At 61.6% G+C, this 13,156-nt stretch carries 16 protein-coding genes; 8 read left to right on the top strand and 8 right to left on the bottom strand.

What is annotated here, in order from left to right; translation table 11 throughout:
• Positions 1-91: 91 nt before the first annotated feature.
• Together ATY29_RS05160 and ATY29_RS36335 are read right to left on the bottom strand one after the other, a co-directional pair.
• The gene (locus tag ATY29_RS05160; RefSeq protein ID WP_003565475.1) at positions 92-709 is read right to left on the bottom strand and encodes a DUF1236 domain-containing protein; all 618 of its coding nucleotides are present in this window, start codon (positions 707-709) and stop codon (positions 92-94) included.
• Positions 706-936: a hypothetical protein gene (locus tag ATY29_RS36335; protein WP_133118180.1), complete on the bottom strand. Its 231-nt coding sequence runs from the start codon at positions 934-936 to the stop codon at positions 706-708. Before ATY29_RS36335 ends, ATY29_RS05160 begins: the two co-directional genes overlap by 4 nt.
• 61 nt (positions 937-997) lie before the next feature.
• Here ATY29_RS36335 and ATY29_RS05155 point away from each other — a divergent pair, with 61 nt between their 5' ends.
• Positions 998-1,699, top strand: coding sequence for an MBL fold metallo-hydrolase (locus ATY29_RS05155; protein WP_003565477.1), 702 nt, complete (start codon positions 998-1,000; stop codon positions 1,697-1,699).
• Between the two features lie 8 nt (positions 1,700-1,707).
• On the opposite strand, the gene ATY29_RS05150 is transcribed toward ATY29_RS05155, so the two are convergent.
• From ATY29_RS05150 to ATY29_RS05135, 5 genes are all read right to left on the bottom strand, one after another.
• Positions 1,708-2,049 (bottom strand): tRNA-binding protein, encoded by a 342-nt coding sequence (locus ATY29_RS05150; protein ID WP_003565479.1) that lies wholly within the window; start codon positions 2,047-2,049, stop codon positions 1,708-1,710.
• A 10-nt stretch (positions 2,050-2,059) separates the two neighbouring features.
• Positions 2,060-2,887 carry a pyrroline-5-carboxylate reductase gene (proC, locus tag ATY29_RS05145; protein WP_003565481.1) on the bottom strand — a complete coding sequence of 276 codons (828 nt, stop codon included), beginning with the start codon at positions 2,885-2,887 and terminating at the stop codon, positions 2,060-2,062.
• Between the two features lies 1 nt (position 2,888).
• Positions 2,889-3,389, bottom strand: coding sequence for a type III secretion system chaperone family protein (locus tag ATY29_RS05140; protein ID WP_003541709.1), 501 nt, complete (start codon positions 3,387-3,389; stop codon positions 2,889-2,891).
• 112 nt (positions 3,390-3,501) lie between these two features.
• Positions 3,502-3,753: a hypothetical protein gene (locus ATY29_RS36330; RefSeq protein WP_128399460.1), complete on the bottom strand. Its 252-nt coding sequence runs from the start codon at positions 3,751-3,753 to the stop codon at positions 3,502-3,504.
• A 29-nt stretch (positions 3,754-3,782) separates the two neighbouring features.
• Entirely contained in the window at positions 3,783-4,043 is a 261-nt protein-coding gene (locus ATY29_RS05135; protein ID WP_003565483.1) for an accessory factor UbiK family protein, read from the bottom strand.
• Between the two features lie 202 nt (positions 4,044-4,245).
• On the opposite strand from ATY29_RS05135, the gene lgt reads away from it, so the two are divergent.
• The 6 genes from lgt to ATY29_RS05105 all read left to right on the top strand — a co-directional run bounded on the left by lgt (position 4,246) and on the right by ATY29_RS05105 (position 10,221).
• Entirely contained in the window at positions 4,246-5,094 is an 849-nt protein-coding gene (gene lgt, locus ATY29_RS05130; RefSeq protein WP_003565485.1) for a prolipoprotein diacylglyceryl transferase, read from the top strand.
• A 19-nt stretch (positions 5,095-5,113) separates the two neighbouring features.
• Positions 5,114-6,214 carry a class I SAM-dependent methyltransferase gene (locus tag ATY29_RS05125; protein ID WP_003565487.1) on the top strand — a complete coding sequence of 367 codons (1,101 nt, stop codon included), beginning with the start codon at positions 5,114-5,116 and terminating at the stop codon, positions 6,212-6,214.
• A gap of 114 nt (positions 6,215-6,328) precedes the next feature.
• Positions 6,329-7,123, top strand: a complete 795-nt coding sequence (pgeF, locus tag ATY29_RS05120; protein ID WP_097535420.1) for a peptidoglycan editing factor PgeF — start codon at positions 6,329-6,331, stop codon at positions 7,121-7,123.
• A gap of 5 nt (positions 7,124-7,128) precedes the next feature.
• Positions 7,129-8,280 carry a M24 family metallopeptidase gene (locus ATY29_RS05115; protein ID WP_003565491.1) on the top strand — a complete coding sequence of 384 codons (1,152 nt, stop codon included), beginning with the start codon at positions 7,129-7,131 and terminating at the stop codon, positions 8,278-8,280.
• Between the two features lie 90 nt (positions 8,281-8,370).
• A complete protein-coding gene (locus ATY29_RS05110) occupies positions 8,371-9,183 on the top strand; it encodes a hypothetical protein (RefSeq protein WP_097535418.1) in 813 nt (270 codons plus the stop codon).
• Between the two features lie 105 nt (positions 9,184-9,288).
• Positions 9,289-10,221 (top strand): ribose-phosphate pyrophosphokinase, encoded by a 933-nt coding sequence (locus tag ATY29_RS05105; RefSeq protein WP_003565494.1) that lies wholly within the window; start codon positions 9,289-9,291, stop codon positions 10,219-10,221.
• Positions 10,222-10,431: 210 nt separating this feature from the next.
• Here the strand turns inward: ATY29_RS05105 and ATY29_RS05100 are convergent, their stop codons facing one another.
• On the bottom strand, positions 10,432-12,006 hold the full coding sequence (locus ATY29_RS05100; RefSeq protein WP_097535416.1) for a hypothetical protein: 1,575 nt from the start codon (positions 12,004-12,006) through the stop codon (positions 10,432-10,434).
• A gap of 415 nt (positions 12,007-12,421) precedes the next feature.
• On the opposite strand from ATY29_RS05100, the gene ATY29_RS05095 reads away from it, so the two are divergent.
• A complete protein-coding gene (locus ATY29_RS05095; protein WP_003565498.1) occupies positions 12,422-13,030 on the top strand; it encodes a 50S ribosomal protein L25/general stress protein Ctc in 609 nt (202 codons plus the stop codon).
• The last annotated feature ends 126 nt before the right edge of the window (positions 13,031-13,156 follow it).

Raw genomic sequence — 13,156 nt, 5'->3', positions numbered from 1 at the left:
AAATATCAACCGATGCGGGAGGCAAGGGAGGTGGCCAACGGGCTGGAAACGAGGCGGCCAGCGACCGCCTCATTGTGTTTTTACGGTTACATCATTGGTAAACGTAGACGATCCGGCGTGTGCCGGGATCGACCAGCACCGGCCGGTCGTTGATCCTGGTATAGCGGTACTCGTAATCCGGGATCGACTGGAAGGTAACGTCGGCGGGCACCTCTGCGCCGACGACGACATCGCCGCCGAGCTGAACCGTCTGACCGGGATTGGTTTCGATATAGGTGCGGACCGTCTCGGGCGGGGTGATGGTCTCGACAGCCCCGACTGGGCCGAGCAACTCGTCGCCCGGGGCCGGCTGCGGGTCAACGGGAACGACACTGGCGGTCGACTCGTAGGTCACGACCGGAACACCGATCTCGGCGCGGTGCTGTTCGACGATGACCGGGCTACCGCCGCGGTCAACCTGCAGGTAATCAGCATAGACCCAGCCGCGCATGCCGTTGACATCGACACGGCACCAGCGGCTGCCTTCGATGCAGCCGTCCAACACCGCGGTCGAGCCACGCGTGGCAAGTCCGACTGCCGGATATTGCGGGCCGGGGCCGGCGCGGACGTTGAGATCATTGACAGTCGTCGCCACCATCTCCGCCTGCGCAAGACCACCGCTCGCCAGGAGCACGGCTCCAGCCAGCAGAATGTTTCTTTTCCAGGTCATGTGAGCGTCTCCTTGGTTTCGATGGCCGGACAACGCATGGCGTTCCACGATGTTCCCTTGGGGCTTGCCACAGGGAAACGCCGCTCGCGAACGACTTCATGCAAGCAATTGAAAAATCTTGGTAAAGCTACAATTTTCTGCTCCATCGCAAGGAGGGAGAGACGCATAAACTCTTGTTGCAGCCCGTCATTTTGCCGTGAAACACACCGCCGCAGCGGAAAATTCAAGCTGCCCTTCCCGCCGTTTCGGACTATACCCTGAGCATCCGAGACACCACGCGAGGCACCTATGGGCATGCTCCAGGCCGGCATCATTCCGGTGACACCCTTCCAGCAGAACTGCACGATCTTCTTCGATCCCGAGACCAAGGAAGGTGTCGTCGTCGATCCCGGCGGCGACGTGCCGCTCATCCTGCAGGCGATCGCGCAAAACGGCTTGATCATCAAGGAAATCTGGCTGACCCACGGCCATCTCGACCATGCCGGCGGCGCCAGCGAACTGAAGGAAGCCCTTGGCGTCGACGTGGTCGGCCCGCATCAGGACGACCTGCCGCTGCTGCAGCGGATCGAGACCCAGGCCGAAAAATACGGCATATCGGGATTGCGCAACGTCGTGCCAGACCGCTGGCTGAAGGATGGCGACAAGATCTCTTTCGGCGTCCACGAATTCGAGGTCTATCATGCGCCGGGTCATGCCCCCGGCCACGTGATCTATTTCAACCGTGCGCAGAATTTCGCCCATCTCGGCGACGTGCTCTTCAACGGCTCGATTGGCCGGACCGACCTGCCGGGCGGCAATCATCGGCAGCTTCTCGATTCGATCCGCGACAAGGTGCTGCCGCTCGGCGACAACGTCGGCTTCATCTGCGGCCACGGCCCCGGCAGCCGTATCGGCGATGAACGGCGCAGCAATCCATTTTTGCAGGAAATCAGGGCCGGTGGAGCACCCGGCGCGGACGCATCAGCCGAAACGACCGATAAAACGATGTGAGCGAACGCTCACATCATCTTCCGGCCGTTCGGCACCCGCTGCCCGACGGCCGCAAGCACGATCGCGCCCTTCTCGTCCTCGAACCCCAGCGTCAGCACTTCCGAGCGGAACGGCCCGATCTGGCGCGGCGGGAAATTGACGACGCCGAGCACTTGCCGGCCGATCAAGCTTTCCGGCGTATAATGCACGGTGATTTGGGCTGAGGATTTTTTCGTGCCGATCTCGGGGCCGAAATCGATCACCAGCTTGAATGCCGGCTTACGCGCTTCCGGAAAGGGACTGGCCTCGACGATCGTGCCGACGCGGATGTCGACACGCTCGAAATCGGCGTAGGTGATCTCTTCGGCCATATCGTCTCCGTCAGCCGGCCAGTTCCTCGGCCCGCTTGCGCGCCGCCGCGAGTGCTGCGTCGAAGAGAGGCTGCATACCGTTTTCGGCCATCAGCACGGCGAGTGCGGCCGCCGTCGTGCCGCCGGGAGAGGTTACATTCTGCCGAAGCCGCGAAGCGTCGTCGGGGGACTGGTGCAAGAGTTCACCAGCCCCCGCGACTGTTTCCCGCGCAAGACGCATGGCGAGGTCCGCCTGCAGGCCGAGTTTACGGCCTGCCTCCGCCATACATTCGACGAGATAGAACACATAGGCAGGACCACTGCCCGAAAGCGCCGTCACCGCATCGATATCGGTCTCTGCAGGCACCCATTCGACCGGACCTGAGACGCTGAGAAGGGAATGCACGCGTTCACGCTGCTGCTTGCCGACCCCAGAATTGGCAAAAGCGCCGGTGACGCCACGCCCGACCATGGCCGGCGTATTCGGCATGGCCCGCACCATGGCGGCTTTGCCCAGATGTTTCTCGAGGAAACCGAGCGTCTTGCCGGCAGCAACCGAGACGACGACCGTTTGCGGCCCGACGGCGGTCTTTACCGCCGGCAGCACCGTCTCCATCACCTGCGGCTTGACCGCGAGAAACAGGACGCTTGCCTTCAAATCTGCGGGAACCGCGACCAAATGCGTCGCGCCGGCCTCACCAATCGTCGCAAGCATTGCCGGCGACGGGCCGGGATCGACGACAATGACGGCCGAGCCCGGAACGCCGCTTTTCAGCCAGCCGGAGAGCATTGCCCCGCCCATGTTGCCGGCGCCGATCAGGACGACGGGATTTGTCGCGGAGAAAGTGTTCGCGGGCATCTTATGCCTCGCCGACTGTTTCGAACAACACGGCTTCCATCGCCTTCGTCGCCTCCATGCCGGACCAGACGACGAACTGAAATGCCTGGAAATAGGCTTCGCAAGTATCGAGCGCGCTGGAAAGCAGCACTTCCACCTGGCGGTTGGTAGGCTCCGCACCGCCGGCCAGCAGCAGCGACTGGCGGAAGATGACGACATCTTCCTGGCGCCAGAGATCGAAATGCCCCATCAGCACCTGCCCGTTGATCGCCGACAGCAGCTTAACAACCTCGTTGACCCTGATGTCGGGAACTTTGATATCGAAGGCGCAGCCAAGGTGCAGCGCCTCGAATTCCTCCATCCAGGAGAAGGAGACGTGGTAGTCCGTCCAGCGCCCCTCGACCGTCATCGCGATCTCGTCCTCGCCGGACCGTTCGAACGACCAGTCGTTGTTGGAGGCAACGTACTCGATCATGTCGACCGGGTTCGACTGACGCTCGACTTCCAATTCCATCAGGTTCATGCAGCACCTTCTTGACCGGAACGAATGCGGCTAACTTGGTGTAGGAACACAAGAAAAGACACACGCAAATACCGGAACCACCACTCGGATGATCGTTGAACCGCTGCCAGACTTAACGCAGATAACCTGCCCGGAGCTTACCAAGTCGCTTCGAATCATCATTTAAAATCAGTGTATAATGCCCCTTGCCCCCTGCCAGCCCCCTGAGGGGAAAATAGGCCGGGCCACTGTGGAAAGGCTCTTCGAAATTCAATTCAGAAGGGAGAATAAGCGACTCTGCGAATTGGCTTTTTTGGCAGTGTCCACAGGTGGAAAACTCACCCGATTTTTTTATGGAAGATGCGGCATGTGCGGTGAAGGCCATGCCGCATCTGCGTCATATCGCGACGCCATTCAGTGCCCCTCGCCGGCAAGCCTCGCCTCGAGCGATGCGATGCGGGCAGCAAGCGCTTCGTTCTCATCGCGCGCCTTGATCGCCATTTCGCGCACAGCCTCGAACTCCTCGCGCTTGACGATATCCATGCTGTTCAGCCAACGCTCGGCCTGGGCGTTAAAGGCGGTCTCGATCTCCTTGCGGACGCCCTGGGCGGCACCGGCCGCATCGGTCATCAGCTTGGCGAATTCGTCCATGATGCGGTTCGTTCCGGTCGTCATGGCGTTTTTCTCCCTTCGCATGAGGTGAATTCAGCCCTTCGGGGCCTCAAGGATTGAGGTAGGGCTTCGCCACCCGCGATGCAAGCGCTTTGCTTGGGATCGGCCTGCCGGAACCGGCCGGCAAAGAGCCATCACGAACAATGGACTTGACCGTCCGGGATCGCAGCGGCATGTTCCGCGCAACCAAACAGGTGGGAAAACCTTGCCGACAGCAGCCAATCTCCTTGCCATCATGCCTTTTCCGGACATCGATCCGATCGCCTTTTCGATCGGTCCGCTGGCGATTCATTGGTACGGTCTCGCTTATGTCACCGGCATCCTGCTCGGCTGGGCCTATGCGCGTCGCCTCGCCGCCAATGAAAGTCTCTGGCCCGGTAACACCTCGCCAATAACAAGGACGCAGATCGACGATTTCATCGTCTGGGCGGCCCTTGGCGTCGTCCTCGGCGGTCGCCTCGGCTATATTTTCTTCTACGATCTCCCCGCCGTCCTGCGCAGTCCGATCCGTGCGCTCGAGATCTGGAACGGCGGCATGTCCTTCCATGGCGGCCTGACCGGTACGACGATTGCCATGATCGTCTTTGCCCGCCGCAACGGCATTCCGATCTGGAGCCTGTTCGACATCGTCGCCACGGTCGTTCCCTTCGGCCTCTTCTTCGGCCGCATCGCCAATTTCATCAATGGCGAGCTCTGGGGCCGGTTGACCGACGTGCCCTGGGCCGTGATCTTCCCCACAGGCGGCCCCTTTGCCCGCCACCCGAGCCAGCTCTACGAAGCCGGCCTCGAAGGCATCGTTCTCCTGCTGGTGCTGGCCGCGCTGGTTTACGGCATGCGCGCGCTGAAAAGCCCCGGCTTCATCACGGGCGTCTTCGTCTGCGGATATGCCCTGTCGCGCATCTTCGTCGAATTCTTCCGCGAGCCTGACGCCCAGCTCGGTTATCTCCTCGGCACGAACTGGCTGACCATGGGCATGGTGCTCTCCTCCCCGATGATCCTGCTCGGCCTCTGGGCGATGCTCAGGGCCCGCCGCCAGGCTGCGCTGCAGCTCTGATAACGGCAGGACGCACGACATGACCACCGCTCTCGGCGAAAAAATCAAGGCGATCATCCAGGCTAACGGCCCGATCAGCGTCACCGATTACTTCTCGCTCTGCCTGGCCGATCCCGAACACGGCTATTATCGCACCCGCGAGCCCTTCGGCCATTCGGGTGATTTCGTAACCGCGCCCGAGGTCAGCCAGATCTTCGGCGAAATGATCGGCGTCTTCATCGTTCATGCCTGGCAGCGTCACGGCACGCCCGCAGGCGTCCGCCTCGTCGAGATCGGCCCCGGCCGCGGCACCATGATGGCGGATATGCTGCGTGTCATCTCCCGCATCGCCCCGCCGCTGTTGGACGCCATGACCGTGCATCTCGTCGAAACCAGCGAGCGCCTGCGCGACGTCCAGAGCCAGACGCTCGAAGCTTACGGCGAAAAGATCGCCTGGCACGACGGCTTCGACGAAGTACCGCCAGGCTTCACGCTGATGGCCGCCAACGAATTGTTCGACGCCATCCCGATCCGCCAGTTTGTGCGCATGCCGACCGGTTTTCGCGAGCGCATGATCGGCATCGATGCCGATGGCGAGCTGACCTTCGCCGCCGGCGTCGCCGGCCTCGATCCGGCACTGCTGCCCGAACCGGTGCAGAACCTGCCGCTCGGCACGCTCTTCGAAATCTCGCCTGCCCGCCAGGCGGTCATGATGGCAATCTGCGAACGGCTGCGCGCCTTCGGCGGCACGGCGCTCGCAATCGATTACGGCCATCTCGTCACCGGCTTCGGCGATACGCTGCAGGCCGTGCGCATGCATGAATTCGATCCGCCGCTCGCCCATCCCGGTGAAGCCGATCTGACGAGCCATGTCGACTTCCAGCAGCTCGCCGAAACGGCGCTTGCGGCCGGCGTCCATCTGAACGGCGCCCTGCATCAGGGTGATTTTCTGACCGGCCTCGGCATCCTCGAACGTGCCGCGGCCCTCGGCAAGGATCGCGAGCCCCAGACCCAGCAGGTCATCCAGACCGCGGTCGACAGGCTCGCCGGCGCCGGCGAAGGCCGGATGGGCGAACTCTTCAAGGTCATGGCGGTCTCGCATCCCGCCGTCGATCTCATGCCCTTTCGCCCGGTGGATTGACAGGGCGCACGCGGCTGGTTCAACATCCCAGCGAGCGAACAAGAACTTGAAGCGCGCCGCCTGTGCGATGCGCTTGGGATAACAACAAACCCCTTAAAGACCCCGGAAGCACAGATGCAGGACGCGGCCTCTCCCGCACCGATCGAAAGCGCGCTGCTGAACGCAGCGGCAGGCAGCACTATCCGCCACGGTTATTTCACCCGCGCCGGCGGCGTGTCCGAAGGGATCTATCGCGGCCTCAATGTCGGCCTCGGCTCCAATGACGAACGCGACAAGGTCCTGGAAAACCGCCGCCGCGTCGCCGCCTGGTTCGACCTGCCGGTCGAGCGGCTGGCGACCGTGCATCAGGTCCATTCCCCTGATGTCGTGACCGTCGATTCCGATTATGATGGCGCCCGCCCCGAGGCGGATGCGATGGTAACGCGCACTCCCGGCATCGCGCTTGGCGTGCTTGCCGCCGATTGCGGCCCGATCCTGTTCGCCGACCCGGACAATCGCGTCGTCGGCGCCGCCCATGCCGGCTGGAAGGGCGCGCTGACGGGCGTGCTCGAAAATACCATCGCCGCCATGGAAGCGCTGGGGGCCGACCGCGCGCGCATTATCGCTTGCCTCGGCCCCTCGATCAGCCAGGCAAGCTATGAGGTCGGTCCTGAGTTCGTCGAGCGTTTCGTCGCCGGGAACCCGGATGATGCGCGTTTTTTCGCGCCTTCCGCAACATCCGGCCACGCCATGTTCGACCTGCCGGCGCTGACCGTCGACCGGCTGACGAAAGCCGGCGTGCGGGCCGAAAGCCTCGGCCTCTGCACCTATCCGGACAGCGAGCGCTTCTTTTCATACCGCAGGACGACACATCGCAAGGAGCCGGACTACGGCCGCCAGATTTCCGCGATATCAATCAGGGAGACGTGAGCAGAATGGCACTGCACTTCGAAAAGGCCGAATTCGCAAGCCGGCTTGCGCGCCTCACCGAGAAGATGAAGGAAGAAAAGCTCGACGCCCTGCTGCTCTTCGCTCAAGAAAGCATGTACTGGCTGACCGGCTACGACACCTTCGGCTACTGCTTCTTCCAGACGCTGGTCGTCAAGAGCGACGGCACCATGGCGCTTTTGACCCGCTCGGCCGATCTTCGCCAGGCAAGGCACACTTCGATCCTCGAGGACATCCATATCTGGGTCGACCGGGTCAATGCCGATCCGACGCTCGACCTGAAGAACCTGCTGGTCGAGATGGATCTGCTCGGTGCCCGGATCGGTATCGAATATGACACGCACGGCATGACCGGCCGTATCTCGCGGCTGCTCGACGCGCAGCTGACCACCTTCGGCCAGATCTCCGATGCATCCTATCTCGTCAGCCGCCTGCGCCTTGTCAAAAGCCCGACCGAGGTTGCCTATGTCGAGCGCGCCGCCGTTCTCGCTGACGACGCGCTGGATGCCGCGATCCGGCTGACGAAACCCGGGGCCGACGAGGCCGATATCCTCGCCGCCATGCAGGGTGCGATCTTTTCCGGCGGCGGCGATTATCCCGCCAACGAGTTCATCATCGGCTCCGGCGCCGATGCCCTGCTTTGCCGCTACAAGGCCGGCCGGCGCAAACTCGACGCCAGCGACCAGTTGACGCTCGAATGGGCCGGCGTCTACGCGCATTATCATGCCGCCATGATGCGCACGGTCATCATTGGCGAGCCGATGCAACGCCACCGCGAGCTCTATAATGCCTGCCGCGAAACCATCGAGGCGATCGAGACCGTGCTGAAGCCCGGCCACAGCTTCGGCGACGTCTTCGATATGCATGCCAGGATCATGGACGAACGCGGCCTCGCCCGCCACCGGCTGAATGCCTGCGGCTACTCGCTCGGCGCTCGCTTCTCGCCGTCCTGGATGGAGCATCAGATGTTCCATGTCGGCAATCCGCAGCCGATTGAGCCGAACATGTCGCTTTTCGTGCATATGATCATCGCCGATTCCGACACCGGCACGGCGATGACGCTTGGCCAGACCTATCTGACGACGACGGATGCGCCGCGCGCGCTATCCCGCCATCCGCTCGATTTCATCGGCCTTTGACCGATGAGAATCCGGAATTGACAGACGCCCGCCCCCGCCCGCATAAATTCGGACGGGGCTGATGCGATTGTGGGAAGGACGGATCAAGGGATGACGCGAGCTGCGATTGTGCCCACGCTCCTGGTCGTCATGGCTCTATTGACCGCCTGCAATACCACCGATGCGCTGACGCCGCTGGTCGACATCGGCAATTCCTCAGCCAGTGCGCCATCGAGCCCGGTGACGCAGGGCGAGGCCGAGAGCCTGGCAGGCACCCGCCAGCCAGCCTTCGCCGCAAATACACGGCAGCGCGGCTATCACCCGGCCTACGACCAAACGCAACGGACCTATCGGCCCGGTTCCGGTGCACCGCCGACGACGATGCAGGAGCAGGCCGACGCTTTGTCGCGCAACGATTCCTCGCCCGCCGCTTCCACCCCGATCGAAGGACAATCGCTGCCGCCGCCGTCAAGCGGCGGTGAACCTGCCGCTCCGGCGGCCGAAGCGCAGCAGCCGCAGCAGACCGCCGACCTCAGCGCCGGCGCCTCTGCCGCTCGCGGCAATACCGTGCGCTTCCTGCCGATCATCGGCGCGCCAGTGCAGGCCGTGACCCCGCTCTCGCGCCAGCTCGGCGCAGAGGCGCGCGCGCACGGCCTTTCCATCAAGAGCTCGACCGATGCGAGCAGCGACTACATTCTCAAAGGTTATCTCTCCGCCTTCAGCGACGACGGCAAGGTCACCGTGGTTTATGTCTGGGACATTCTCGACAGCGGAGGCGGCCGCCTGCATCGCATCCAAGGGCAGGAAAGCGTGCCGACGGCGGCGGCCAACCCCTGGGCCGGCGTTCCTGCCTCGGTGATGCAGCAGATCGGCTCGAAAACCATCGCGGAATTCGCCTCCTGGCGGCAGACGCGGGGCGGTTAGTCACAAACTTTTTGCAAATATCAAAGCCTGTGGCGCCTTTGCCCTTGCATTCACGGGGAAGCTGGCTAAAAAGCGCGGCTATCAGCGCATAACAGGCGGACCAAAATGAAGGTTTTCGCAGGCAATTCGAACCGGCAACTCGCCGAAGCGATCTGCACCTATCTCAACGTTCCCTTGGGGAGAGCCAGTGTTCGAAGGTTTGCCGATCAGGAAATCTTCGTGGAAATCCAGGAAAATGTGCGCGGCGAAGACGTTTTCCTCGTCCAGCCGACCGCCTTTCCTGCCAACGACCACCTGATGGAGCTGCTGATCATGATCGACGCGATGCGTCGTTCTTCAGCCCGTCGCATCACTGCAGTGCTTCCCTATTTCGGGTATGCGCGTCAGGATCGTCGCGCCTCAGGGCGCACACCGATCTCCGCAAAGCTGGTCGCCAACCTCATTACCGAAGCCGGCGCCGACCGCGTCATGACGCTCGATCTCCATGCCGGGCAGATCCAGGGCTTCTTCGATATACCCACAGACAATCTCTTCGCCATGCCCGTGCTGACGCGCGACATCAAAAGCCATTACGACCTCAGCAATGTCGTGGTCGTCTCGCCTGATGTCGGTGGTGTGGTTCGTGCCCGCGCGCTTGCCAAGCGGCTGGACTGTCTTCTTGCCATCGTCGACAAGCGTCGCGATCGGCCGGGTGAATCCGAAGTGATGAACATCATCGGCGACATCACCGGCAAGGACTGCCTGCTGATCGACGACATCGTCGATTCCGGCGGCACGCTCTGCAACGCCGCCGACGCGATGCTGGCCCAGGGCGCATCGAGCGTCACCGCCTATATCACCCACGGCGTCCTCTCCGGCGGCGCGGTAACCCGCGTCACCTCCTCGAAGCTTCGTGAACTCGTCATTACGGATTCGATCCAGCCGACCACAGCCGTACTCTCGGCGCACAATATCCGCATCGTGACGACGGCGCCGCTGATCGGCGAAGCCATCAGCCGAACGGCCCAGGAAGAGTCCGTCTCCAGCCTCTTCGACTAAGAAGAGCCGGCATTCGTCCGGCTCTTTCAATTTCAGCACAGATAAACCAGCTATTCCCGGGCATGCTGTCCGAGCCGCATGAATCGCTGGCCGTTGCTTGTCGCGAAGCCGCGTTCCTTGACGGCGAAAGCCCGGAATAAACCGCCGCGCCGATCGTTGGCAAAAAAAGGCCGGCACAAGGCCGACCTCTTCATTTGCGATTGATTGCGCTCAGGGCTGCTGCGGCGGCGCCGGCACCGCGTCCTGACCCTGCCCCGGCTCCTGATCCTGGTCTGGCTCCAGTCCCTGATCCTGGTCCTGGTCTGTCTCCAGCCCCTGATCTTGATCGGGACCATCCGGTCCCTTGATCTGCTGGCCATTGACCGCCACGGAACCATCGCGGCTGACGCTGATGTCCCAGCGCGAGCGACCGTCCGCATCGGTCTTGGCGAATCCCTTCACCATCATGATGCCGAAGGAGACCTGGTTGAGATCGGGATCCGTCTTGGCGAGTTCCTGAACCGCCGCGATCGTCTTGTCGAGATCGCGAGCAAGGATCGTCGCCTCCATCGAATAGTCCTTCTGGGTGTCGACGCGCCCCTCGATCTTGCCCGTCATATCGACATCATAGACCTGAGACTTGGCGCTGATCTTCGGAAACTCGACGGCAAGCCGGCCGTCGTGGAAGAGCTTCTTCGCCATCTCCTCGCCGGTCTTCTCGGGCGCTCTATCGTTGAAATCCAACGCCATGATCGCGTCGCCGAAGCTTGCGAAATCCAGGTTCGGAACAGCAAGCTGGAAATCGAAGCTGGTCGGCATGAAGGCCGAATAGTTTACCGGCATCAGCGGCGTGTCGAGGCTGATCTCCTGGGCGTTCATGCCGAAGCCGAAGCGCATGGCGTCACTCGGCCCGTCGATAGCGAGATTGTAGCCGAGTGCTTTGGCGCCGCCCTTACCCATCTCGCTGCTGACGATCAGGTCGTTGACCCCGATCGTCTCGCTGAACGAGGTAAGAAGCGGGAAGGCTTCCTTCACTATTCCCTTGATCTTGTCGCTGTTCTCCGGGCTCAATTCCTTCTCATCGAGATGATCGAGGACAAAGAAAACCATGTCGCGTATTTGCTTTGCCGGCAGGGCGTCCACCTTGGCATCGACATTGATCGAGCCGGCACGAAATTCGACGGGCGGCATTTGCAGGCCGGAAACCTGCTCGACGAAACCAGACATCGAGGCGTTGCCGACAAAATCGATACGTCTATTGCCGCCTGCGCTGTCCGTCGAACTCAGCTTTTGGTCCATGCTGGTGATGCTGGCATGGACCTCCTCGGTTTCGGACTTGCTGGCCATCTTGATGTCCTTGGCCGCGAATGTGCCGGAGCGTAGATAGCTGATCGCCGGGTCGAAGACGCCGGTATAAACAAGCGAAGCGATGGAATAGGTGAAATCCGTCGGCTTCTGATCCGGGCCTTTGAAGTGGCCGGAGACGTTGAACTTGTTGTCACCTTCGACGTTCCAGAGCCCGCTGTCGAGCGGCGTGGCGAACATCGAGAACGGTGTCAACCCGTTGATCGTGAACGTCGCCGGATTAGCTTTGGCAACCAGCTTGGCCAGATCGTAAATGACTTCGTAGCGCGTACCCGCCGGATTAACGGCTATAAAGCCGCTCTTCGCCAGTTCGTCAGGAAGCAGCTTCGTCAGAGTCTCCTTGACCGCATTGGCGCCGTCCTGGTTGATCTCCGCGCCCTTGGCCGTGGTGAAAAGGCAAAGAACAAGCAAGCTCGTTGCCGTGACATGTTTGAGACGCATAGTCTGTTTTTCTCCTCAGCCGCTTTTTTGATTGCGGCATCCAAAGATGCCAACTGCGCTCATGTCAAGCCAAGTGGCGGCAGGTACTGGCAATTTTGCCACGCGGGCGGGCGTGGATTACAAACATTTCAACGAGGTTCTTCTGGTCGAGACGGCCGGCGCGGATGGCACGCAGTCGATCCAAGCAGATTTGCCGTCTCAATAATTGAGCGCCGCGGCGGACGACTGTATATCACCCAAAAACCGCGGCAATCCGCAACTTGCGTTTCAGACCGACTTATAATATAGGCCACCGGTCCGTGTAGACACCCTTGGAGGCAACGCGGATGAGGATGGGGAAACCCCGCCTCCGGTTCGACGGAACAAGGCTTTTGCCCGCCGACGAACTCTCCAAATAACCTCGAAAGGAATAGCCATGAGCCAGGAAACTTACGAGCTCAAGGCCGAGGCGCGCGAACGGGTTGGTAAGGGGTCCGCCCGTGAACTTCGCCGCAACGGTTTGATTCCCGCTGTCATCTATGGTGACAAGCAGGCCCCCATTGCCATCGCTCTCAACACCAATGAGGTGACGAAGCGCATTCATGCCGGTGGTTTCATGACCACCGTGGCGACGATCGAAGTCGACGGCAAGAAGTACAAGGTTCTGCCGAAGGACTACCAGCTCGATCCGGTCCGCGACTTCACGATGCATGTCGATTTCCTGCGCGTCTCCGGCAACACCCAGGTGACCGTCGCAATCCCGGTTCACTTCATCAACGAAGATAAGTCCCAGGGCCTCAAGGTCGGCGGCGTGCTGAACATCGTTCGTCATGAAGTCGAAGTCCATTGCCCGGCCGATGCGATCCCGGAATTCTTCAACGTTGACCTCAGCGGCAAGAAGATCGGCGACAGCATCCATATTTCGGAAGTCACCCTTCCGAAGGGCGTCACCACCGTCATCGACCGTGACTTCACGATCGCGACCATCATCGCTCCGGCTGCCGGCATCGACGAGAGCGCCGCGGAAGGCGAAGCTGAAGCCTGATCGCTTCAACCAATTTGTAAAGCATACGGCCCGCTTTCCCATGAATTGGCCCCTGAAAGGTTGTCGTCCAACTTTCAGGAGCCAGTTCCCTGGGAAGGCGGGCTTTTCGTTGCCCGGCAAGCCCCC

Source organism: Rhizobium hidalgonense (assembly GCF_002914525.1).
GTDB lineage: Bacteria > Pseudomonadota > Alphaproteobacteria > Rhizobiales > Rhizobiaceae > Rhizobium > Rhizobium hidalgonense.
This window is presented reverse-complemented; position numbering and strand designations above follow the sequence as displayed.